Below are 21,308 nucleotides of genomic sequence, written 5' to 3' on the forward strand. Positions count from 1 at the left end.
ATCACCCCCGACGGTTTGGCGTGCGAGGACGAGAGAATCCTGCCGACTAGAACTCGGCCCACGCCTCGCCCACCGCGGCCTTCAGTTGCTGCCGCACCGCGCGTGCGCCGGCGGCGGGCGGCATACGAGCGTGGGTCGCGGGCGCGGCGGCGGGGGGGCCGCCGCCGATCCGGAAGCGCCCGACCAGCCGCGAGAGATTGCCGGCCTCGCCCCTGAGCTGGCTGGCGGCGGCCGTGGCCTCCTCGACCATGGCGGCGTTCTGCTGGGTCACCTGGTCCATCTGGTTGACGGCGCTGTTGACCTGGCTGAGCCCGGTGGACTGCTCCTGCGCCGAGGTGGCGATCTCGGAGACCAGGCCATCGATCTCGGCCACGCGCTCGATGATGGCGTTCAGCGCCTTGCCGGTCTCGCCGACCAAGCCGACGCCACGGTTGACCTGCTCGGTGGAGGCCAAGATCAGGGCCTTGATCTCCTTGGCGGCCTCGGCTGAACGCTGCGCCAGCGCTCGAACCTCGGCGGCGACCACCGCGAATCCCCGACCCGCCTCGCCGGCCCGAGCGGCTTCCACCCCGGCGTTGAGCGCCAGCAGGTTGGTCTGGAAGGCGATCTCGTCGATGACGCCGATGATCGAGGAGATCTTCCCGGCGCTCTCCTGGATATCATGCATGGCGGCGACCGCCTCCTGCACCACTCTGCCCGAGCGCTGGGCCTCCGACCGCGCGCCGGACGCGACATCGAACGCCTGCCGGGCGCCCTCGGCGCTGCGCTTGACCGTGGCTGTGATCTGGTCGAGCGCCGCGGCGGTCTCTTCCAGGCTGGCGGCCTGCTGTTCGGTGCGGCGCGACAGATTATCGGACGCCGAAGCGATTTCGTCCGAGCCGCTGCGCAGGGCGGTCGTCGCTTGCAGCACCGCGCCCATGACGCCACGCAGGTTCTCCAGGGCCCGGTTGAAGTCGTCGCGGACCGGAGAGTAGGCGCCATCGAGGTCGTTGCTGATCACGGCCGTAAGGTCGCCCTCTGAAAGCCGCTTCAGGCCGGCGCCGACATGGGCGATGATCTTCTGTTGCTCCCCGGCGATTGCGGCGGTGCGCTCGCCCTCGGCGCGGGCGCGTTCCGTTTCCACCGCCGTGATGTCTGTGGCGAATTTGACCACGCGCACGGCCTTGCCGGCCGCGTCGAGGATGGGGTTGTAGGACGCCTGGATCCAGACTTCACGGCCGCCCTTGGCAAGGCGGCGGAATTTGGCGGCGACAAACTCGCCGCGGTTCAGGGCGCGCCAGAACTCACGATACGCCTCGCCCTCGACCTCCATCGGATCGACGAACATGGCGTGCTTGCGACCGACAATCTCGGATGCCGTGTAGCCGAGGGTCGACAGGAAATTCTGATTGGCCCGCACGATGGTTCCGTCGAGCTCGAACTCGATGACCGCCTGCGACCGCTCGATAGCCGCCACCAAGCCCTCAAGCCGGCGCAGATGCTCTCCGCCACGCTCACCGTCACGCCCAGACCTGCCGAACAGTCCCATTTGCGTCTCCGCCCGGCTCTGCGACAGCAACCCCATGTCGCGGCTTGCGAGCCGGGCAATCAGACAATCGACTCTAACGGTTAATATTCGGAAACAACCGTTCTGGTTGCATATCGCGAGGTCTACGGCGTCTGGCTTCCGCGGACCTGAGCCGACTGGATGGCGGCGTCCAGCGCGGGGTTGGAGTACATCACCCCCAAACGCACAAGCTGATCGCTGTCCTCGTACCTCACCGATCCAGTGTGGTGGAACCGCATGCGCGGATTCGCATGCGCGTGCGCCCGATAGGCCAGGAACTCCCGTTCGGCGCCCGCGTGCCAGCCCCCCGCAACCGCAGTCTCGACACGATCGCTGAAATCGCTCAGGAACTTGAAGTGCAGCAGCGCGCCGATCGCCGGAAAGAGCCGCGCTGGCGACATCCGGTGGGTGGACAGCAGATACCGCATACCGCGCCGCCAACGTACCAGCGGCACCTTGGTCAAGAGCGGCGGACCCTCCTGGTAGGGCTGAAATTCGATCATCCGATCCCGCGGGCCGCCGTAGATTGAGATCGAAGGAAACGGCCCTCCCCGACGCACGCGATACGGACCGGGATCGAACCAGCTGCAGGTCTCCAGCAACGGCCGCGCTGGATCGTGTAAGGCCTCCGCGACATCGCCGTCGTTGTACATGTCGAGCAAGAAAGCCAGCAGGCAGTCTGCGCTCTGCGCCTCCAGCACTTCGCACAGCGCTCTCAGATCTAGGGTCTCGACGCCGGGGTAGATGAGCTGTTCATCGGCATCGACGCTCAGCGTCCAGTGCCCATCGCAGAACGCGTCACGAACCGCATTGCTCCAGGTCAACCCGTCGTGGCTGGCGGCGAAGGTTTCCGACGTCTGGAACATGTGGACGTCCGGCTGGGCGGTGAGCAGATCCTGTGTTCCATCCACCGAGCCGTTGTCGATCACCAGGAAGCGATCGACCCCAAGGCGTCGATGGTGATCGAGCGTCGACGGCAACCGCAGCGCCTCATCGCGCACCACGAGGCAGGCGCGAATTTCCCCAGGGCGCTCTGGCACGATCACGCCGTCGAGCGTCATGCGCCCTGCACCGCCAATGCGCTCGGGCCGACAGGCATCGACAGATCGGCGACAAGCCTCGCCATTCCCAGCTCGATCGAGGTTTCGGCCTGCCATCCCAACAGGGCTCGCGCGCGGCTCGGATCTCCGATGAACCGGGAGACATCGTAGGTGCGCGCGGGCGCCTCGATGATTTCGAACGGAGCTCGGGCCAGGCGACCAGCCAGCGCGGCCAGCATCCCAAGCCGCACGCCACGCCCACTGACGAAGTGGATCGGGGGCAGTTGCTCTCCAGAATCCATGGCGTCGACGAGGCGGCAGAGGCCGAGTGCGACGTCGCGCACCGCCGTGAAATCAAACTCGCAGTCGGAGCCGTCCACCCGCATGGCGCCGCCTCTGGCCGCCACGCCTGCGAACGCCATCGCCACCCGATCCGGATGATCCTCGGCGCACCCGTAGACGCTGGAAAGGCGGCATATGCCGGCGTGCAATCCGGCCTCGCTGGCCGCCTGGACCATCACCTCGCCCTGCACCTTGCTCCGCGCGTAGACATTCATCGGCTTCAGGTCCGCGTCCTCGGGCGCCGGGAAGGTTGTCGGGGTTCCGTAGACCTCCCGGCTGCTCGCGAACACGACCCAGGGACGGCGCGCCCGCCCGAGGCACAGTGTGAGCAACCGGTGGAGCGCAGTGACGTTCGTTGCTTCACAATTCGCGGGGTCCGCCTCCCCCGCGTCAACCCTGGTCACGGCGGCGAGATGGAGGACGCCCGAGACATCCCGCAGCGATGCTTCCAGGGCTTCGGGCCGACGCACATCCTCGCGCGGGTCCCGGCGGAGGTCGAACCGCCGGACCGCGCGGCCCATGGCTTCAAGCCTTGCGCAGACATGCCGGCCGACGAGGCCTTCCGAACCGGTCACCAGGATCATGTGTCCAGGTTAGACTCTTCAACCGCCATTCCAAGCGGATCGCCCCAATGCCGCTTGAAGTTCGCTATATGTTCTTTACTGTTGGGGCATGGACCGCCGTCGCGCTAGCATTCCTCCAAACCGGGGGAACCGATCTGCATGACCAGCACCATGCTCTTCACCATCGCTATTGTCGGCGGCTATCTGCTGGGATCGATTCCGTTCGGCGTGATCGCCACGCGACTTGGCGGCGCGGGCGATCTGCGCAGTATCGGGTCCGGAAACATCGGGGCCACCAACGTCCTGCGCACCGGCCGGCGCGACCTGGCGCTGATCACCCTGCTTGGCGATGGCGGCAAGGGGGCGGTGGCGGTGCTGCTGGCATGGCTGGCCACCCGTGACGGCACGGTCGAGCAGCAGGCGGTCGTGACGTCGCTGGCGGCCGGCGCGGCCTTCCTTGGCCACCTGTTTCCCGTCTGGCTAGGCTTCAAGGGCGGCAAGGGGGTGGCCACGTTCTTCGGCACACTGCTGGCCGCAGCCTGGCCCGTGGGCGTGCTGGCCGGGGCCACGTGGCTGATCGTGGCCTTCCTGTTCCGGATGTCGTCCCTGGCCGCCCTGGTGGCCGTGGCGCTGGCGCCGGCCATTGCCCTGCTGATCGGCCGACCACCGGCCATCGCCCTGCTGGCCCTGTTCATGGGGCTGCTGATCTACATCCGGCACAGTGACAACATCCGCCGGATTCTGAAGGGCGAAGAGCCGCGGATCGGAGCCAAGAAGCCGACGGAGGGTCACAACGGCGGCCCGCCGATGCCTCCGGAACTCTATACAGACAAGCGGCCTCCCGAGGCGTGATCCGGACGCTGTCCCATGCCGAGCGGCGCGACTGGCTGCGCCTGAGTCGCACCGACAACGTCGGCGCCGTCACGTTCAACGAACTGATCCTCCGGTTCGGCGAGGCCTCGCTGGCGCTGGCCGCGCTGCCCGACCTGGCCCGTCGTGGCGGCCGGACGGGACTGCGCGTGGCCAGCGAAGCCGAGGCCGAGCGCGAGCTGGCCGACGGCGCGGCCCTGGGCGCACGACTGATCGCGTCGTGCGAGGCTGACTTCCCCCAGGCGCTGGCCGCCCTGGACCCGCCACCGCCGGTGATCTGGGCCCGGGGCGACACGAAACTTCTCGACCGCCGGAACGTCGCCATCGTAGGCGCCCGCGTCGCCTCGGCCGCCGGCCAGCGGTTCGCGCGCGGCCTCGCCGCCGAGCTGGGCGCGAGCGGGCATGTCATCGTCTCGGGCATGGCGCGCGGCATCGACGCCGCCGCGCATGAAGGCGCGCTGCCCACCGGCACGGTGGCAGTGCTGGCGGGCGGCGTCGACGACGTCTATCCGCCCGAGCATCGCGGCCTTTACGAACGGATCGTGGAGACGGGCTGCGTGGTCTGCGAGAACGAACCCGGCCGCACCGCCGTCGCCCGCGACTTCCCCCGCCGCAACCGGATCATCGCCGGCCTGTCCCGGGCCGTCGTCGTGGTCGAGGCCGAGTTCCGCTCAGGCTCGCTCATCACCGCCCGTCTGGCCAACGAGCAGGGCCGCGAGGTGCTGGCCGTCCCCGGCTCGCCCCTGGACCCCCGCGCCAAGGGAACCAATGACCTGATCCGCCAGGGCGCCGCGATCTGCGAGGGCGCCGATGACGTACTGCGCGCGCTGGAGGGCCTCGACGGCTTCCGCGAACCCGAGCGCGCGCGGTTCGGCCCGGCGCCCTGCGTGGAACCCGACGACCGCCTGCGCGACCGGGTGGCCGATCTCCTGTCCCCGACGCCGGTCTCCCGGGACGAACTGGTGCGGGCGGCGGGCGCTCCGGCGCCCCTCGTTTTCGCCGCATTGACCGAGCTGGCGCTGGCCGGACGAGCGGAATTGCTGCCGGGCGGAATGGTCGCGGCGTCGTGAGCCCCCCTTAGGGGGCTCGCCGGAACGGGTCGAATCCGCCCGTTGACACGCCCCGCTGACCACCCCCACCTTCCGCGCTCTTTTGGGACAAGCACACCTTATAATGAACGTCGTCATCGTCGAGAGCCCGGCCAAGGCCAAGACCATCAACAAGTACCTTGGCTCGAACTACACCGTGCTCGCCTCCTACGGCCACGTCCGCGACCTCCCCGCGAAGGACGGTTCGGTGCGCCCGGACGAGGACTTCGACATGTCGTGGGAAGTCGACGCGAAGGCCGCCAAGCGGCTGAACGAGATCGCCGATGCGGCCAAGGGCGCCGACACCCTGATCCTGGCCACCGACCCCGACCGCGAAGGCGAGGCCATCAGCTGGCACGTCCTGGAGGTGCTGCAGAAGAAGCGCGCCCTGAAGGACATGACCATCCAGCGGGTGGTGTTCAACGCCATCACCAAGGCCGCCGTCACCGAGGCGATGGCCAACCCGCGCGACCTGGACATGGAGCTTGTGCGCGCCTACCTGGCCCGCCGCGCCCTGGACTATCTGGTAGGCTTCACGCTTTCGCCCATTCTCTGGCGCAAGCTGCCGGGCTCGCGCTCGGCGGGACGTGTGCAGTCGGTGGCCCTGCGGATCATCGTGGACCGCGAGCTCGAGATCGAGCGGTTCAAGACCCAGGAGTACTGGACGGTCGAGGCCGAGGTCGCCGCCGGCGGCGACCCGTTCACCGCCCGCCTGGTGAAACACGAGGGCAAGCGCCTCACGAAGTTCGACCTGGCCAACGAGGCCAGCGCCTTCGCCGCCCGCGACGCGGTCAAGGCTGGGTCGTTCAAGGTCACCTCGGTCGAGCGCAAGCCCGGCCGCCGCTCGCCGCCGCCGCCCTTCACCACCTCGACCCTGCAGCAGGAGGCCTCGCGCAAGCTGGGCTTCAACGCGCAACGCACCATGCAGGCCGCCCAGAAGCTCTACGAGGGCATCGACATCGGCGGCGAGACCGTGGGTCTCATCACCTACATGCGGACCGACGGCGTGCAGACCGCGCCCGAGGCGCTGGACGAAGCCCGCGCCGTGATCAACGGCCTCTATGGCAAGGAATATGTGCCCGAGAAGGCGCGGATCTATTCCACCAAGGCCAAGAACGCCCAGGAGGCCCACGAGGCCATCCGCCCCACCAGCCTGGGCCGCAACCCCGGCAAGCTGCGCCTTGAGGGCGACCTGGGCCGGCTGTACGAGCTGATCTGGAAGCGGATGATCGCCTCGCAGATGGAAGCGGCCCGGATCGAGGACACCAACATCAACCTCGACAGCGCCGACGGCCAGACGGGCCTGCGCGCCACCGGCCGCGTGGTGACCTTCCCGGGCTATCTGGCGGTCTACGAAGAGGGCAAGGACGACCCGGAGGACGAAGAGTCGGGCCGCCTGCCCCAGGTGGCCGACGGCGCTGCGGCCAACGTCCGCTCGGCCAAGGCCGACCAGCACTTCACCGAACCGCCGCCGCGCTACTCCGAAGCCAGCCTGGTGAAGAAGATGGAGGAGCTCGGCATCGGCCGGCCCTCGACCTACGCCTCGATCCTGACCGTGCTTCGCGACCGCGCCTACGTCCGGATGGAGAAGCAGCGCTTCGTGCCCGAGGATAAGGGCCGGCTGCTGAGCGCCTTCCTGGAGGAGTTCTTCGGCCGCTACGTCGAGTACGACTTCACCGCCGGGCTGGAGGAGCGCCTCGACCTGGTGTCGGCGGGCGACCTCGACTGGAAGGTCCTACTTCGCGAGTTCTGGGCCGACTTCAACGCCAAGATCGGCGAGATGGGCGAGCTGCGGATGAGCGACGTGCTCACCGCGCTGGACGCCAGCCTGGGCCCGCACCTGTTCCCGGCGAAGGCGGACGGCTCGGACCCCCGCGCCTGCCCGGTCTGCAACACCGGCCGCATGGGGCTGAAGTCCAGCCGCTTCGGGCCGTTCCTGGGCTGCTCGAACTATCCCGAATGCCGCCACACCCGGCCGCTGACGGTGGCCGAAGAGGGCGAGGACGGCCCGACCGGCGACCGCGAGCTGGGTATCGACCCGGTGACCGGCGAGACCGTTTTCCTCAAGACCGGCCGCTTCGGCGTCTACGTCCAGCTGGGCGAAGGCGAAAAGCCGAAGCGCTCCAGCCTGCCCAAGGGCTGGTCGGCGCCCGACATGGATCTGGAGAAGGGCCTGCGCCTGCTGCGCCTGCCCCGCGAGGTGGGCCTGCACCCGGAGGACGGCAAGCCGATCCTGGCCGGCATCGGCCGCTTCGGCCCCTTCGTGCTGCACGAGGGCACCTACGCCAACCTGCCGACCGCCGACGAGGTCTTCGAGGTCGGCGTGAACCGCGCCGTGGACCTGATCGCCACCAAGCGCGCCGGACGTCGTGGCGGCGAGGCAGCGGCGCTGAAGGACCTGGGCGCCCACCCGGTGGACGGCCAGCCGATCCGCGTGCTCTCGGGCCGCTACGGCCCCTACATCAAGCACGGCTCGACCAACGCCAACGTGCCCCGCGGCGCCGACCCGCTGGAGGTCACCCTGGAACAGGCCGTGGCCCTGATCGCCGAGCGCGAAGCCAAGGGCGGCGGCAAGAAGGCCAAGAAGCCGGCCCGCGCCGCCAAGCCGAAGGCCGAGGGCGCCGAGGCCAAGACAACGGCCAAGAAGAAGCCCGCGAAGAAGACCGCCGCCAAGAAGAAGGCTCCCGCCAAGGCCAAGGCCGCCGCCGCGGCCCCGATCGAGGACGACGAGACGCCGTTCTAGGTCTGACCTTTACCTCCCCCGCGCAGCGGCGGGAGGGGGACCGACCGCCGAGCCGCAGGCGGAGAGCGGTTGGTGGAGGGGGCGAGCCTCAGGCTCGGCGTCCCGATCGGCGGTGGCAGGTACGGCGCGTGAGGCTCGCCCCCTCCACCACGCGCTCTACGGCCGGCTGCGCCGCCCTCGGCCCGTGGTCCCCCTCCCGCCGCTTCGCGGGGGAGGTAAGGCACTGACCTTCGCAGACACATCCAGCAGCGGAACCCAGAGTCAGAGATAGGTGGGAAGGCGACGTCAGTCAGGTTACGGAGTGGACCATGGACCGACGTGATCCTCACCTGCGCGCAGCGGTAAAGGCGAAGTGGTTTTCGGCCGCTTTTGCCGTTGTCCTAGGAGTCTTCGGCGCGCTCGCCTGGAAGGGCATCTTCGGCAACAAGCAAGACTCGCCCCAGCTCCTGTTGATGGCTTTTGCGGGAGCGGGCCTGTCCCTTGTCCTTTGGCTGGCCATCCGTGTCGTGACACGACGGCCGTCAACCGACTGAATCCGCGAAGGGCCGGCAACTATAGTTCGCCTTCTCGCCAAGCTCAGACCCGCCATTGGCGACGAGGCGCGACGACAGGGTGACGAGCCTCGCAAGCGACCGTTACAGTCTCCCCATGCCCAACGCGACCCTCAACGGCCTGAACTTCCATTTCGAGCGCGCAGGCTCCGGCCCGCCGCTGTTGTTCATATCGGGCACGGGCGGCGATCTGCGGGTGCAGCCGAACGTGTTCGCCTCGCCGCTGGCCAAGGCGTTCGATCTCTTGGCCTACGACCAGCGTGGGCTGGGGCGGACCGACAAGCCGGACGTCCCCTATTCCATGGCGCAGTACGCGGATGACGCCGCGGCCCTGCTGGACCATGTCGGCTGGGATCAGGTCGCGGTGATCGGCGTCTCGTTCGGCGGAATGGTGGCCCAGGAGCTGGTGCTGCGACATCCGCAACGGGTGAAGCGGCTGGTGCTGGCCTGCACGTCGCCGGGCGGCGCCGGCGGGGCGTCGTATCCCTTCCACGAGATCGAGCACCTGACGGGCGAGGCGCGCGCGCGCTTCCTGATGCCGATCAGCGACACGCGGCGCGACGCAGCCTGGCAGGCGGCGAACGCCGAGGACTATGAGCGCTTCATCGAACTGGCGTCCGCGGACCCGTTCGCGGGCGAGCCGGGCCGGGCCGAGGGCGCCCACCGTCAGCTGGAGGCGCGCGCCAGGCACGACACCTGGGATCGCCTGGACCAGATCGCCTGCCCCGTGCTGATCGCCGCCGGCCGCTACGACGGCATCGCGCTGCCCGCCACGCAGGAGAAGATGGCGGCCCGCATCCCCGGCGCCGAGCTGCGCTGGTACGAAGGCGGCCACCTGTTCATGCTGCAGGACCGGGCCGCCTACCGCGAGATCGCGGCGTTTCTCGCAGGCTGAACTCAGCCGGCCGCGATCTGCAGAATCTCGACGATATCGGCGGGCCCCGAGATCGGCCGGGCGCTGTTGCGGACGCCGCCGTCGTGCATCGTGTGTTCGGCGATGGCCTGGAAGGCCTGCGGCAGCACGCCGACGGCTTTCAGCGTCGTCGGCAGGCCCAGGCCGCTCACCAGCCCGCGAACGCCCTCCGCGGCCGTCCGAGCGCCCAGGGCGTCGGCGATCAGGCGCTGCTGAGCGCCCGCCGCTTCGCCGGTCCACTCCAGCACCGCCGGCAGGATCACGCACGAGGTGACCCCGTGCGGCACGCCATAGCTGCCCCCCAGGGTGTGGCCGATGGCGTGGCTGGGGCCCATGCCGCGGCCCGAGCCGACGCCGCTGATCGCCAGCCACATCCCGAACTGGCATTGAAGCCGCGCTTCCAGGTCAGTCGGGTGGGCCTGGGTGGCGTTCAGTCCCGCCGCCAGCCGCTTCAGCCCATCGAGGGCCAGCGCGTCGGCATAGGGCGCTCGCACGGGGTGGCAGAGCTGCTCCACCGCATGATCCACCGCCTTCATGCCGGTGGAGCCCCACAGCTGCGCAGGGGTCGACAGCGTCATCGCCGGGTCGAGCACCACGGCCCGCGGCGCGAGCATCGGGTGAGTGTAGCCCTCCTTCACGCGCCGGGCGGCGTCGCTGACGCCGGCGAAGGGGGTGAACTCGGCGGCCGAGAGCGTCGTCGGCACGGCGATCATCCGGATACCCGCGGCCAGCTTGGTGACGTCCACCCGGTCCGGGCCGCGGCCGGCTCGGTAGGCGTCGAGTTCGTCCACTCGGGTCAGGCCGGCCCACAGCGCCAGCTGCATCACCTTCGCCGCATCGATCACCGAGCCGCCGCCCAGGGCCACGATCAGGTCCGCCTCGGCCGCACGCGCGGCGTCGACGCCGCCGATCACCCCTTCGCGCGGCGAGTGCGCGCCGATGTCGGAGAAGACGCCGACGCACAGGTCGCCAAGCGCGGCGGCGAATGCGGCCGCGAGGCCGTCGGCCAGCGACCGCGTCGTGGTCAGCAGCAGGCGCGAACAGCCCCACCCCCTCGCCAGTTCGGCAACCACCTCGGCGGCCGGGCGCCCGTAGACGATCTGGTCCTGCTTCGGGAAGCGGTGCGTTCCGGTGAGCATCTGCGTTCCTCTTCAAACGGTGCTAAGCACGCCCGATGGCCCGATCCAAGATGCCCAAGTCCACGCGCTTCGCCAAAGGCGTGCCCGACCGCGAGACCCTCCTGAAGTTCATCCGCGAGAGCGGCGAGACCGACAAGGGGGCGATCGCGCGCGCTTTCGGGCTGAAGGGCGAGGATCGCCGCGCGCTGCGCGCCACGCTGCAGGCGCTGGAGGCCGACGGCACGCTGGGCAAGCGCGGCCGCAAGGGCTTCGCCGAGGCCGGCGCCCTACCCGAGGTGGGCGTGGCCGACGTGGTCGAGCGCACGGCCGACGGCGACCTGATGGTCCGCCTCACCCGCGGCGAGGATGCGCCCCTGGTTCCGCTGGCCCCCGGCGGCGACATCAAGGCCGGCGCGCCGGGCATGGGCGACCGGCTGCTGGTGCGGTTCGTGAAGCTGGAGAGCGGCGAGACCGAGGCCAAGCTCATCAAGCGCCTGGGCCAGAGCGCACACCGCATCCTGGGCGTCGTGCGCAAGGCGCGTCGCGAGGTTCGGGTCGAGCCGGTGGACCGCCGCTCGAAGGACACGCTGCTGCTGCCTCAGGGCGAGGACGTCCGCGACGGCGACCTGGTGATCGCCCAGGTCGAACCGCACGGTCCGCGCTATGGGCCCAAGCAGGGCAAGCTGCTGGAGGTGGTCGGCCGCGAGGACGAGCCCCGCGCCTTCTCGATCATCGCCATTCACGCCCACGGCATCCCCACCGGCTTCTCCGAGGCCGCCGAAGCCGAGGCCGAGGCCGCTCAGCCGCCGACGCTGGCCGGTCGCGAGGACCTGCGGGACATCCCGCTGATCACCATCGACCCGGTGGACGCCCGCGACCACGACGACGCGGTCTACGCCCAGCCCGACGACGACCCGAAGAACCCCGGCGGCTGGGTCTGCTGGGTCGCCATCGCCGATGTGGCCGCCTACGTCCGCCCCGGCACCGAGCTGGACCGCATCGCCCGCGACAAGGGCAACAGCGTCTACTTCCCCGACCGCGTCGAGCCGATGCTGCCTGAGCGGTTGTCGAACGGCCTGTGCTCGCTGCGCGAGGGCGAGAACCGCGCCACCCTGGCGGTGCGGATGGTGTTCGGCGCCGACGGCCGCAAGCGCAGCCACCGGTTCGTCCGCGGCCTGATGCGCTCGGCCGCCAAGCTCAGCTACGAGCAGGCCCAGGCCGCCATCGACGGCGAGCCCGACGACAAGACCGGCCCGCTGATGGACACGGTGCTGAAGCCGCTATGGGCCGCCTATGCCTGCCTTAAGAAGGGCCGCGACGCGCGGTCCCCGCTGGCCATCGAGAGCGCCGAGCGGAAGATCGCCATCAATCGCGAGGGCGAGATCGCCGCGATCACCCCGCGCGCCAGCCTGGACGCCATGAAGCTCATCGAGGAGTTCATGATCCAGGCCAACGTCTGCGCCGCCGAGGCGCTGGAGGCCAAGAAGACCCCGCTGATCTACCGGATCCACGACGAGCCCAGCCCCGAGAAGGTTCAGAACCTGGCCGACTTCCTGGCCACGCTGGAACTGCCCTGGACCAAGGGCGAGACGACACGCACCGAACGCTTCAACCGGCTTTTGGACGAGACCCGCGACGGGCCGCACGCCGACATCGTCAACGAGGTGGTCCTGCGCACCCAGATGCAGGCGGTCTATTCCACCGAGAACATCGGCCACTTCGGCCTGAATTTGGGCAAGTACGCGCACTTCACCTCGCCGATTCGCCGCTATGCCGACCTCATCGTCCACCGGGCGCTGGTCACGACGCTGGGGCTGGGCGGCGACGGGCTGTCGGACTTCGACATCCGCGAGATGAAGAACACCGCCGAGATCATCACCTTCGCCGAGCGCCGGGCGATGGCCGCCGAGCGCGACGCGATGGACCGCTATGTCGCGGCCTTCCTGTCGGACCGCGTGGGCGCCGAGTTCACGGGCAAGATCACCGGCGTCACGCGCTTCGGCCTGTTCGTGCGGCTGGCCGAGACCGGGGCCGACGGGCTGGTGCCGGTGTCGCGGCTGGGCGGCGAGTTCTTCGTGCACGACGACCGCAGCCACGCGCTGGTCGGCGAGCGGACCGGCGCGCGCTGGCCGCTGGGAATGATGGTGGACGTGCGCCTGGTCGAGGCCACGCCCCTCACGGGCGGACTGCTGTTCGAGATGCTGAGCGAGCCGGCGCCGGCCGACGCCTCGATGCCGCGCCCGCGCCTGGGTGTTCGTGGCCGCGGCGACAGGGGCCCCAAACGGGGGCCGCCCAAACCCGCCAACGGCCGCCCGCCGGGCATCCGCACCGGCCGCAAGAAGAAGATGGGCGGCAAGCGGCGCTAGAGCCTGGCGGCGCACACTTGGGCGGGATGCGTTGCAGCGGCCTTCCGCCACGGCGCCCTTTCCAGCCCCGCTCGGGCGGTCATACACTTGTTTCATGGCCAGCGAAGACGCCCCCCAGGGAAGCAATCCAGGACCCGCAAGCGTCCCCCACAAGCCGGAAGGTCCGCCCCGCATCCCCGGACAGCGGGCCGTGCGGCCCAAGAACGCCGCGACGGTGATGATCATCCGGCGCGATGCGAAGAAGCCCCGCGTGCTGATGGGTAAGCGCCACGGCGGCCACAGCTTCATGCCCGACCGCTGGGTGTTTCCGGGCGGGCGGATCGACCGGGCCGACTACCGCGCCCCCTTCGCCACCGACCTGCGCGCCGACGTCGGCGGCCTGTTCGACCGCTACCTGCCCGCCGGCCGCGGCCGGGCGCTGGCGCTGGCCGCCGTTCGGGAGACCTGGGAGGAAGCGGGCCTGCTGCTCGCCCAGCCGGGCCAGGCCAAGGCAAGCGGGCCCTGGAAGGACTTCGTGGAACAGGGTTTCCTGGCCGACCTCGACGCCATGGACGTGATCGCCCGGGCCATCACCCCGCCCGCCGTCGGCAAGCGCTTCGACACCTGGTTCCTGACCGCCGACGCCGAGCGGCTGACCAGCCTGGAGCGCCAGCCCGACTGCGGCGAGCTGGAGGAGATCGACTGGGTCGACTTCGACGACGCCATGAGCCTGCCCCTGCCCGCCGTCACGCGGATGATGATCAAGGAAGCGGTCGAGCGCGTGAAGGACCCCAGCCGCCCGAAGCTCTTCCTGCGCTACAAGGACAAGGGGATGCGGCCGGTCAGCCTATAAGTTCGCGGCGCCATTGACTTCGCGCTGCGGATTCGTATTTTCCGCGCCTCCTAACACCCGCCGGCGGTGCGTACCCGTTTGGCCCCGCAAGGATTCGAGCCATGGCGAAGCCCGCCTCCATCAAGATCCGCCTCAACTCGACGGCCGACACCGGCTTCTTCTACGTCGCGAAGAAGAACGCCCGTACGAAGACCGACAAGATGGTGCTGAAGAAGTACGACCCGGTCGTGCGCAAGCACGTCGAGTTCAAGGAAGGCAAGATCAAGTAGATCTTCCAACCTATGGAATTCATGGAAAACGCCCGGCTCACCGCCGGGCGTTTTTCGTTGGGTCAGGCCGGCTTGGGCTTGGGCGCGAGCATCACCATGACCAGCCCGGCGGTGGACGCGACCAGCAGAGCCCCGAGGATCATCACCAGCTGGAGCTCGTTCTCGTGCCAGTCCCCCTTAGCCCGGCTCAGTAGGGTCACGTGGGTGAGGAACGCCGAGGCGTAGAGGCCGATCGCGAAGGCCCATCCGACCGGCAGCAGGCGCGTGTTCTGTTTGCGCAGGGCGGCGATGCCGCAGCCCAGGATCAACAGCCCGGCGACCACGTCGATCCCCCAGGTCATCCAGCGTTCGGTGTTGTCGTAGTTGCGCACGACCTGCGCGACGGCCACGCCCGCGCCCACAAGAATGGCGAGCCAGGACGACAATCTGAGCATATTCACCTCCCCCAAGGCGTCTGAACAGGTGTCGAGGGTGCGCTCGCCGGGGCCATTTGGCTAGTCATGCCCGCGGCTTGACGCTGGTACGACCCCGCTGGATGCCTTCAGGGTCGTCGATCCGAAAGCACCTGCAGTCCGGGCGCCGCTGCTTCGCCGACCTGATGTCGCCGACCCGCTATCTGGACCGCGTGCAGCGCTTCATGGCCGCGCCCACCCTGGTGAACGGCGTGCGGGTGCAGGTGACCGAGATCGTGAGCGAGCCCAGCGACCTGTGGCTCATGCATCCCGCGGCCCTGCACACGCTCGCGCCAAATGTGCTGGAGACGCCGCGGCTGGTGCTGGAGCAGTTCATCTATCCGAGTAGCGAGGTCTCGGCGGCTAGGCCGCCCTGGCGATCACCCGGTTGCGGCCGCGGGACTTGGCCTCGTAGACCGCCTCGTCGGCGCGCTTGACGATGGCCTGGGGCGTGTCGCCTTCGCCGCAGCTGGAGGCGACCCCGATGGAGATGGTGACCGACAGCAGTTCCTCGCCGCCCATCACGCGGAACGGAGCGCCGGCCACGTGCAGGCGGATGCGCTCGGCGATGCGGCGGGCGTCTTCCAGGTCGGTGTCGGGCATCACCACCACGAACTCCTCGCCGCCGTGGCGGACGGGCAGATCGATGGCGCGCACATTGGAGGCCAGGCGCACGGCGAACTCGGACAGCACCTCGTCGCCCACGTCGTGGCCGAAGCTGTCGTTGACCTTCTTGAAGTGGTCGATGTCGATGACCAGCACCGACACGGGCTCGCCGCCCTGGGCCGCGCGGCGCATCAGGGCCTCCAGCTGGCCGGCCATGTAGCGGCGGTTGTGCAGGCCGGTGAGCTGGTCGGTGACCGCCAGCTCCAGCGAATGGTCGAGGTTGGAGCGCAGGTAATCGGTGTAGCGCTTGCGGCGGATCTGGGTGCGCACGCGCGCCGCCAGCTCGCCGGGATCGATCGGGCGGGCCAGGATGTCGTTGATGCCGATCTCGAGGGCCTTCACGGCCTTCTGACGCTCGTCCAGGTCGGCGACGCCCAGGATCGGCAGGCTGCGGGTGGCCTCGTCCGACCGCAGTTGCGCGGCGAAGCGCAGGCCGTCGAACGACTTGGCGTTGAGGTTGCAGATCACCAGGTCGACCGGACCCCGGGCGGTCAGCACGGCCTTGTAGGCTTCGCTCTCGACCACCGGGCGATGCTCGATGGACAGCTCGGCCGCCACGCGCTCAGCCTGGCGCAGATTGTCGTCGACGATGAGGATGCGGCCGCCCGAGCCGCCCAGGCGGGAGGCGGCGCCGGCGATCACGCCCATGCGGCGGCCCGAGGCCTCGCGGTCGCGCAGTTCGTCGATGACGGCCTTCAGGCGCGTCAGGCTGCGCACCCGGGCGAACAGCATCACGTCGTCGATGGGCTTGGTCAGGAAGTCGTCGGCGCCCGCTTCCAGGCCGGCGACCCGATCGGCGCGGCCGTCCAGCGCGGTCACCAGCACCACAGGCACGTGGCGGGTCAGCGGATCGTCCTTGAGCCGGCGGCAGACGTCGAAGCCGTCCATGCCGGGCATCATCACGTCGAGCAGCACGATGTCGGGCAGTTCGGAGGCCGCCACCGCCAGCGCCGTCGGGCCGTCGTTGGCCGTCAGCACCTCATAGTACTCGGCTGTCAGCTTGGCCTCGAGCAGGCGCACGTTCGATTCGATGTCATCGACGACGAGGATGCGCGCGGACATGCTAGTTCAGCAGCCGGCGGATGGTTTCGAGAAAGTGGGTCACCGAGATGGGCTTGGAGATATAGGCCTCGCAGCCGCCCTCACGGATCCGCTCCTCGTCGCCCTTCATGGCGAAGGCGGTCACGGCGACAACCGGGATGTGAGCCAGATCGTCGTCTTCCTTCAGCCACTTGGTGACCTCGAGCCCCGAGATCTCCGGCAGCTGGATGTCCATGAGGATCAGGTCGGGCCTGTGCTCGCGCGCAAGCGACAGCGCCGCAAGACCCTCACGGGTCTCGAGGGTCTCGTACCCCTGGGCTTCGAGCAGATCATGAAACAGCTTCATGTTCAGCTCGTTATCCTCGACGATGAGGACCTTCTTGGCCATTGAGGACCTGACGCTGCTTGGAACGCGGCCGCAATAGGCCCGCCCCACCCTGGCGTGCTTATCGGCCCCAACATCCTTAAACTTCGTTATCCCGACCTGGATCAACCGTGACCGATCGTCCTGACATCGCCGCTCCTCGCCTCGAGGCCCTGGGCCTGTCGACCGCGCGGCCCCTCGTGCTGATCGATGTGGACGAGGTCCTTGGCCTGTTCATGCAGGGGTTCGGCGACTACCTCGCCGATCAGGGCCTCGAGATGCGGATCGAGCGGTTTGCGCTGTTCCAGAACATCTACCGCCCCGGCGAGACCCAGCATCTCGATATCGCCGAGGGCAAACGGCACTTCGACGCCTTCTTCAGCGGCCACTGCCACCTGATGGAGCCGGCGCCCGGCGCGATCGACGCTCTGAACCGGTTGGGCAGGTCGGCCGAGATCCTGATCCTGTCCAACGCGCCGGCCGACGCCGAGCGGCTGCGCACCGATTGGCTGCGCAAGCACGGGATGGAACATCCGCTGATCCTGAACTCGGGGCCGAAGGGTCCGATCGCCTCGGCGCTGATCGGCCAGACGCCGCACCGGACCGCCTTCGTGGACGACCTGCTGCCCAACCTGGACTCCGTGGCCGATCACTCCCCGCCGACCGCCACCTTCCAGCACGTCGCCGACCTGCGCCTGCGTCCCTATGCGCCGGCATCCGACCGCCATCCGCGCATCGACGACTGGGCGGAGCTGGGCGAGGCGATCGAGGCGGCCATCCGGGGCTGACGTCGGCGATCCACGAACCGGAACAAATCAGGTATCAAAGCCGCATGATCCGGATCGGCGTGGACTTCGGCGGCACCAAGATCGAGGCGGCGGCGCTGGACGCCCAGGGCCTCATACGGGCCCGCGTCCGTCGCCCCACGCCCACGGCTTATGACGACCGGCTGGAGGCCGTCCGTGACATCGTGGCCGAGGTGGAACGCCAGGCCGGCGCATCGGTCGACCGGGTCGGCGTCGGCGGGCCGGGGTCGCCCTCCCCGGTCGCCGGGCCCATGCGCAATTCCAATTCGACGATCCTGAACGGCCGCCCCTTCCCCGCCGATCTGGCCCGCGTCCTGGGCCGACAGGTGCGCTACGCCAACGACGCCAACTGCCTGGCGCTGTCGGAGGCTGTAGATGGCGCGGGGGCGGGCCACGGCGTGGTGTTCGCGGTGATCCTGGGCACCGGCTGCGGCGCAGGCTTCACGGTCGACCGTCGACTGGTCGAGGGCCGCAACGGCGTCGCCGGCGAGTGGGGACACATGCCGCTGCCGAACTGGCGGCCCGGCGAGCCTCTCCTCACCTGCTGGTGCGGCCGCGAGAACTGCATGGAGCTGTTCGTCAGCGGCACCGGCTTCGCGCGCGACTCCGGCCGCTCCGGCGAGGACACCATCGCGGCCGCCCGCGCCGGCGAGGCCTGGGGCCGCGAAGCGCTGGACCGCTACATCGATCGGCTGGCTCGCGGCCTGGGCGTGGTGGTCAACCTGATCGATCCCGACATCATCGTCCTGGGCGGCGGGATGTCGAACGTGGACGAGCTGTACGACGCCCTGCCTGCGGCGCTGGAGCCGCACGTCTTCTCGGATGTCTTCTCCACGCCGGTCGTGAAGGCGGCGCACGGCGACAGTTCGGGCGTTCGTGGCGCAGCCTGGCTGTGGCCGCCGCCCGGGGCCGAGGGCGGATGAAGGCCCTCTGCCGCGACTGCTTCTGGCAGGGCGACGAGCCCGTCCGGCGATGCCCGACCTGCGCCTCGCCCCGAATCGTGGCGCACGAGGAGCTGGGCGCGCTCTCGATCGCGCACATGGACTGCGACGCCTTCTACGCCAGCGTCGAAAAGCGCGACCGGCCAGCGCTGCGCGACGTTCCGGTGATCGTCGGCGGCGGGAAGCGCGGCGTGGTCACCACCTGCTGCTACATCGCCCGCATCTCGGGCGTGCGCTCGGCCATGCCGATGTTCAAGGCGCTCAAGGCCTGCCCGGAAGCGGTGGTCATCAAGCCCGACTTCGCCAAGTACCGGGCCGAGTCCAAGCGCATCCTGGGCATGGTCGCCGACCTGACGCCCCTGGTGCAGAACCTCAGCCTGGACGAGGCCTGGATGGACCTCTCGGGCACGGAGCGCCTCCACGGAGCTCCGCCTGCGGTCACCCTCGCCAGGCTGCAGGCCAGCATCGAGGCCGAGACGGGGCTGACCGTCTCCATCGGTCTGGCGGTGAACAAGTTCCTGGCGAAGGTGGCGTCCGACCTCGACAAGCCGCGCGGCTTTTCGGTCATCGGCCACGAGGCCCAGGCGTTCCTGGCGCCCAAGCCTGTGCGCATCCTGCCCGGCGTGGGCCCAGCCATGGTGGCCTCGCTGGAAAAGGCGGGCTTCCGCACCGTGGGCGACCTGGCCCGGGCCGACGTGAAGGTGCTCGCCGAAAAGTGGGGCGCCTATGGTCTGCGCCTGCACGACCTCTCCCATGGCCGCGACGCCCGCGCCGTGAACCCCAACGAGGCGCGCAAGGGCATCAGCTGCGAGACCACGTTCAACGACGACCTGACGTCGATCGACGCGCTGGAGGACAAGCTGGCCCCGCTATGCGAGCGGGTGGCGCGCCAGGCGCGCAGCGGTGAGGTCGCGGGACGGGTGGTCACGCTGAAGCTGCGGACCACCGACTTCAAGATCGTCACGCGCCGACGCACCCTGCCCGTGGCCACGCAGACGGCTCACACGCTGTTCAAGGTGGGCCGCGAACTGCTGGCCAAGGAAGCCACCGGCAGGCCCTGGCGGCTGATCGGCATCGGCATCGCCGACCTCGTGGACGCCGAGCTCGCCGGGGCCGACTTCTTCGCGGCAGAGGAACGCAAGGCCCTGGCCAGCGAGCGCTCGCTGGATGTGATCCGTGCGAAGTTCGGCGCCGACGCCGTCACCTCGGGTCGGATCCTGCGGGCCCGAACCGCCCGGGACGACGACTGAGCTCTTCCCTTCAACCCGACGAGCCGGAGGCTCAGGGGATGTAACCGCAGAGGCCGCGGAGATGCGCGGAGACGCCAGCACGTGCTCCGACATCTCTGCGTGTCTCTGCGATCTCCGCGGTTGAGAACGACGGCTCCGCCGCCCTGGACGCCGCACACGATCGTCCTGCTCATCAAGGCCGGAAGAGCTTGACCTCGCTCTCGGATTGTGTTCTGCTTTTGTTCATGTCGAGCGCCGCTGACACCTCCGCCGAACAGGCCCTCCTCCTGGAGCTCGCCCAGCTCGGCCTGGGCATGACCCGCCAGGTGCACGCCGCCACGCTCGCCACCACCGACACCGAGCCGCTCGTCGCCCTGGCCATCGCCTATACGAAGATCGGCCGCGGCATCCGCCAGTCTCTGGCGCTTCGCGCCCGCTTCGCCGCCGGAACCGTCGCCCAGGTGCGCCCGGCGCGCGCGCAGTCCGCCGACGCCCCCGCGCCCCGTCGCGAAGATGAGCGCGCCGACTGGACCGAACGACCCGACTGGAACGAGCGCTTCGCCACGGGCGCCGAGCGCCTCCATGACGACCCCCATGTCTGCAAGGCCCGTATCGCCCGCGACCTCACCGTCGTCTCCCGGACGCCGGTCCTGGCCGCCATCCCGGCCCTTCAGGCCCCCGCCGCGCACCTCGCCGGCCGCGCCGCCCTCCTCACCGGCGCCACGCTCCGCATCGTCAACACGTCCTGAGCACCCCTCACCCAGGCGCGGCCGCGCCTCGGGAAGGCCGACAGAGAGGCCGCTCCGCGCCCAGAACACCAAGACCTTTGCACCCGCTCGCGCCCCGCGCCTGCGGCCACGACCCGTTCGGCCGGGCGCCGCGAGGGGCCACGAAATCGCCGTCGCGACCAGCGAGCCGCCCTCACTCGACCGCGTCCACGCCGCCGTCGCGCCCGGGAGCGGGTTCGTCCTGCGCCCCGAAGCTGCGCCCTATCGCCGCGACTCGCACCCGCCGCGAGCGCCGCCGCCGCATCTCCCGCGCTCGCCGCGCGTACAATTTACGAGGGCCGTCGCCTGCCGATTAGGCGCCTCAGGATTAGCGGTGTCTTGACCCAACGGTAATCGCGGATGGGTAGCGTACAGGCGGGCCTATGTGATTCATCCCTTCCAAAAGGCGCGACATTCCATATCTAATCCCTAGGACGAACGATCACGGCGACGGCAGGAGACGAAACACATGAGCGAACGAAAGGAAGGTGGCGCTGACACCGGCGTTCGTTCGACGGTGATCACTCAGACCAAGCCGAAGACGCAGAAGCCGTCGATGTATCGGGTTCTGATCCTGAATGACGACTACACGCCGATGGAGTTCGTCGTGTACGTACTAGAGCAGTTCTTCAATAAATCGCGCGAAGACGCGACTCGCATAATGCTCCACGTTCATCAACACGGCGTGGGTGTCTGCGGAATCTACACATACGAAGTGGCGGAAACAAAAGTAGCCCAGGTCGTTGATACGGCGCGGCGGCACCAGCACCCGCTGCAGTGCACCATGGAGAAGGACTAGAG

The 21,308-nt window shown here is 69.3% G+C and carries 21 protein-coding genes; 14 read left to right on the top strand and 7 right to left on the bottom strand.

Annotation, left to right across the window (positions count from 1 at the left end; all coding sequences use genetic code 11):
* Positions 1–46: 46 nt before the first annotated feature.
* The 3 genes from EPN98_RS18145 to EPN98_RS18155 all read right to left on the bottom strand — a co-directional run bounded on the left by EPN98_RS18145 (position 47) and on the right by EPN98_RS18155 (position 3,512).
* Positions 47–1,528, bottom strand: coding sequence for a PAS domain-containing methyl-accepting chemotaxis protein (locus EPN98_RS18145; protein WP_293364333.1), 1,482 nt, complete (start codon positions 1,526–1,528; stop codon positions 47–49).
* Positions 1,529–1,650: 122 nt separating this feature from the next.
* Positions 1,651–2,607 carry a glycosyltransferase family 2 protein gene (locus EPN98_RS18150; protein WP_293364334.1) on the bottom strand — a complete coding sequence of 319 codons (957 nt, stop codon included), beginning with the start codon at positions 2,605–2,607 and terminating at the stop codon, positions 1,651–1,653.
* Positions 2,604–3,512, bottom strand: a complete 909-nt coding sequence (locus EPN98_RS18155) for an NAD(P)-dependent oxidoreductase (protein WP_293364335.1) — start codon at positions 3,510–3,512, stop codon at positions 2,604–2,606. The genes EPN98_RS18150 and EPN98_RS18155 overlap by 4 nt, the downstream gene beginning before the upstream one ends.
* Before the next feature lie 138 nt (positions 3,513–3,650).
* Here EPN98_RS18155 and plsY point away from each other — a divergent pair, with 138 nt between their 5' ends.
* The 5 genes from plsY (at position 3,651) to EPN98_RS18180 (ending at position 9,638) form a co-directional block, all read left to right on the top strand.
* Positions 3,651–4,343, top strand: a complete 693-nt coding sequence (plsY, locus tag EPN98_RS18160; RefSeq protein ID WP_293364336.1) for a glycerol-3-phosphate 1-O-acyltransferase PlsY — start codon at positions 3,651–3,653, stop codon at positions 4,341–4,343.
* Positions 4,340–5,431, top strand: coding sequence for a DNA-processing protein DprA (dprA, locus tag EPN98_RS18165; RefSeq protein WP_293364337.1), 1,092 nt, complete (start codon positions 4,340–4,342; stop codon positions 5,429–5,431). The genes plsY and dprA overlap by 4 nt, the downstream gene beginning before the upstream one ends.
* A 103-nt stretch (positions 5,432–5,534) precedes the next feature.
* Complete coding sequence (gene topA, locus EPN98_RS18170) at positions 5,535–8,192, top strand: type I DNA topoisomerase (protein ID WP_293364338.1); 2,658 nt, start codon at positions 5,535–5,537, stop codon at positions 8,190–8,192.
* A gap of 308 nt (positions 8,193–8,500) precedes the next feature.
* Positions 8,501–8,725, top strand: a complete 225-nt coding sequence (locus tag EPN98_RS18175; protein WP_293364339.1) for a hypothetical protein — start codon at positions 8,501–8,503, stop codon at positions 8,723–8,725.
* 115 nt (positions 8,726–8,840) lie between these two features.
* Complete coding sequence (locus tag EPN98_RS18180) at positions 8,841–9,638, top strand: alpha/beta hydrolase (protein WP_293364340.1); 798 nt, start codon at positions 8,841–8,843, stop codon at positions 9,636–9,638.
* A 2-nt stretch (positions 9,639–9,640) separates the two neighbouring features.
* Here EPN98_RS18180 and EPN98_RS18185 read toward each other — a convergent pair whose 3' ends face one another.
* Entirely contained in the window at positions 9,641–10,795 is a 1,155-nt protein-coding gene (locus EPN98_RS18185; protein WP_293364341.1) for an iron-containing alcohol dehydrogenase, read from the bottom strand.
* A gap of 35 nt (positions 10,796–10,830) precedes the next feature.
* Between EPN98_RS18185 and rnr the strand changes: the two genes are divergently transcribed.
* The 3 genes from rnr to rpmG all read left to right on the top strand — a co-directional run bounded on the left by rnr (position 10,831) and on the right by rpmG (position 14,241).
* The gene (gene rnr / locus EPN98_RS18190) at positions 10,831–13,140 is read left to right on the top strand and encodes a ribonuclease R (protein ID WP_293364342.1); all 2,310 of its coding nucleotides are present in this window, start codon (positions 10,831–10,833) and stop codon (positions 13,138–13,140) included.
* 190 nt (positions 13,141–13,330) lie between these two features.
* A complete protein-coding gene (locus EPN98_RS18195) occupies positions 13,331–13,972 on the top strand; it encodes an NUDIX hydrolase (protein WP_293364343.1) in 642 nt (213 codons plus the stop codon).
* Between the two features lie 101 nt (positions 13,973–14,073).
* Positions 14,074–14,241: a 50S ribosomal protein L33 gene (gene rpmG / locus EPN98_RS18200; RefSeq protein ID WP_293364344.1), complete on the top strand. Its 168-nt coding sequence runs from the start codon at positions 14,074–14,076 to the stop codon at positions 14,239–14,241.
* Between the two features lie 62 nt (positions 14,242–14,303).
* On the opposite strand, the gene EPN98_RS18205 is transcribed toward rpmG, so the two are convergent.
* Positions 14,304–14,675 (bottom strand): hypothetical protein, encoded by a 372-nt coding sequence (locus EPN98_RS18205; RefSeq protein ID WP_293364345.1) that lies wholly within the window; start codon positions 14,673–14,675, stop codon positions 14,304–14,306.
* A 101-nt stretch (positions 14,676–14,776) separates the two neighbouring features.
* Between EPN98_RS18205 and EPN98_RS18210 the strand changes: the two genes are divergently transcribed.
* Positions 14,777–15,130 (top strand): hypothetical protein, encoded by a 354-nt coding sequence (locus tag EPN98_RS18210; protein ID WP_293364346.1) that lies wholly within the window; start codon positions 14,777–14,779, stop codon positions 15,128–15,130.
* Here EPN98_RS18210 and EPN98_RS18215 read toward each other — a convergent pair.
* Entirely contained in the window at positions 15,057–16,421 is a 1,365-nt protein-coding gene (locus EPN98_RS18215; RefSeq protein WP_293364347.1) for a PleD family two-component system response regulator, read from the bottom strand. The two genes, EPN98_RS18210 and EPN98_RS18215, sit on opposite strands and share 74 nt — an antisense overlap.
* A gap of 1 nt (position 16,422) precedes the next feature.
* On the bottom strand, positions 16,423–16,788 hold the full coding sequence (locus tag EPN98_RS18220) for a response regulator (protein WP_293364348.1): 366 nt from the start codon (positions 16,786–16,788) through the stop codon (positions 16,423–16,425).
* Positions 16,789–16,895: 107 nt separating this feature from the next.
* Here EPN98_RS18220 and EPN98_RS18225 point away from each other — a divergent pair, with 107 nt between their 5' ends.
* The 5 genes from EPN98_RS18225 (at position 16,896) to clpS (ending at position 21,306) form a co-directional block, all read left to right on the top strand.
* Positions 16,896–17,552 carry a hypothetical protein gene (locus tag EPN98_RS18225; protein WP_293364349.1) on the top strand — a complete coding sequence of 219 codons (657 nt, stop codon included), beginning with the start codon at positions 16,896–16,898 and terminating at the stop codon, positions 17,550–17,552.
* 44 nt (positions 17,553–17,596) lie between these two features.
* Positions 17,597–18,493: an ROK family protein gene (locus EPN98_RS18230; protein WP_293364350.1), complete on the top strand. Its 897-nt coding sequence runs from the start codon at positions 17,597–17,599 to the stop codon at positions 18,491–18,493.
* On the top strand, positions 18,490–19,761 hold the full coding sequence (locus EPN98_RS18235) for a DNA polymerase IV (protein WP_293364351.1): 1,272 nt from the start codon (positions 18,490–18,492) through the stop codon (positions 19,759–19,761). The genes EPN98_RS18230 and EPN98_RS18235 overlap by 4 nt, the downstream gene beginning before the upstream one ends.
* Before the next feature lie 224 nt (positions 19,762–19,985).
* A complete protein-coding gene (locus EPN98_RS18240; protein WP_293364352.1) occupies positions 19,986–20,489 on the top strand; it encodes a hypothetical protein in 504 nt (167 codons plus the stop codon).
* A gap of 487 nt (positions 20,490–20,976) precedes the next feature.
* Positions 20,977–21,306: an ATP-dependent Clp protease adapter ClpS gene (gene clpS, locus EPN98_RS18245; protein ID WP_293364353.1), complete on the top strand. Its 330-nt coding sequence runs from the start codon at positions 20,977–20,979 to the stop codon at positions 21,304–21,306.
* Positions 21,307–21,308: the final 2 nt, after the last annotated feature.

Source organism: Phenylobacterium sp. (assembly GCF_004299445.1).
Lineage (GTDB): Bacteria > Pseudomonadota > Alphaproteobacteria > Caulobacterales > Caulobacteraceae > Phenylobacterium.

Bases quoted from the DNA above. Each gene is read 5' to 3' on its own strand.
- EPN98_RS18145 (WP_293364333.1), bottom strand. From the start codon at position 1,528: ATGGGACTGTTCGGCAGGTCTGGGCGTGACGGTGAGCGTGGCGGAGAG.
- EPN98_RS18150 (WP_293364334.1), bottom strand. From the start codon at position 2,607: ATGACGCTCGACGGCGTGATCGTGCCAGAGCGCCCTGGGGAAATTCGC.
- EPN98_RS18155 (WP_293364335.1), bottom strand. From the start codon at position 3,512: ATGATCCTGGTGACCGGTTCGGAAGGCCTCGTCGGCCGGCATGTCTGC.
- plsY (WP_293364336.1), top strand. From the start codon at position 3,651: ATGACCAGCACCATGCTCTTCACCATCGCTATTGTCGGCGGCTATCTG.
- topA (WP_293364338.1), top strand. From the start codon at position 5,535: ATGAACGTCGTCATCGTCGAGAGCCCGGCCAAGGCCAAGACCATCAAC.
- EPN98_RS18175 (WP_293364339.1), top strand. From the start codon at position 8,501: ATGGACCGACGTGATCCTCACCTGCGCGCAGCGGTAAAGGCGAAGTGG.
- EPN98_RS18180 (WP_293364340.1), top strand. From the start codon at position 8,841: ATGCCCAACGCGACCCTCAACGGCCTGAACTTCCATTTCGAGCGCGCA.
- EPN98_RS18185 (WP_293364341.1), bottom strand. From the start codon at position 10,795: ATGCTCACCGGAACGCACCGCTTCCCGAAGCAGGACCAGATCGTCTAC.
- rnr (WP_293364342.1), top strand. From the start codon at position 10,831: ATGGCCCGATCCAAGATGCCCAAGTCCACGCGCTTCGCCAAAGGCGTG.
- rpmG (WP_293364344.1), top strand. From the start codon at position 14,074: ATGGCGAAGCCCGCCTCCATCAAGATCCGCCTCAACTCGACGGCCGAC.
- EPN98_RS18205 (WP_293364345.1), bottom strand. From the start codon at position 14,675: ATGCTCAGATTGTCGTCCTGGCTCGCCATTCTTGTGGGCGCGGGCGTG.
- EPN98_RS18210 (WP_293364346.1), top strand. From the start codon at position 14,777: ATGCCTTCAGGGTCGTCGATCCGAAAGCACCTGCAGTCCGGGCGCCGC.
- EPN98_RS18215 (WP_293364347.1), bottom strand. From the start codon at position 16,421: ATGTCCGCGCGCATCCTCGTCGTCGATGACATCGAATCGAACGTGCGC.
- EPN98_RS18220 (WP_293364348.1), bottom strand. From the start codon at position 16,788: ATGGCCAAGAAGGTCCTCATCGTCGAGGATAACGAGCTGAACATGAAG.
- EPN98_RS18230 (WP_293364350.1), top strand. From the start codon at position 17,597: ATGATCCGGATCGGCGTGGACTTCGGCGGCACCAAGATCGAGGCGGCG.
- EPN98_RS18235 (WP_293364351.1), top strand. From the start codon at position 18,490: ATGAAGGCCCTCTGCCGCGACTGCTTCTGGCAGGGCGACGAGCCCGTC.
- EPN98_RS18240 (WP_293364352.1), top strand. From the start codon at position 19,986: ATGTCGAGCGCCGCTGACACCTCCGCCGAACAGGCCCTCCTCCTGGAG.
- clpS (WP_293364353.1), top strand. From the start codon at position 20,977: ATGAGCGAACGAAAGGAAGGTGGCGCTGACACCGGCGTTCGTTCGACG.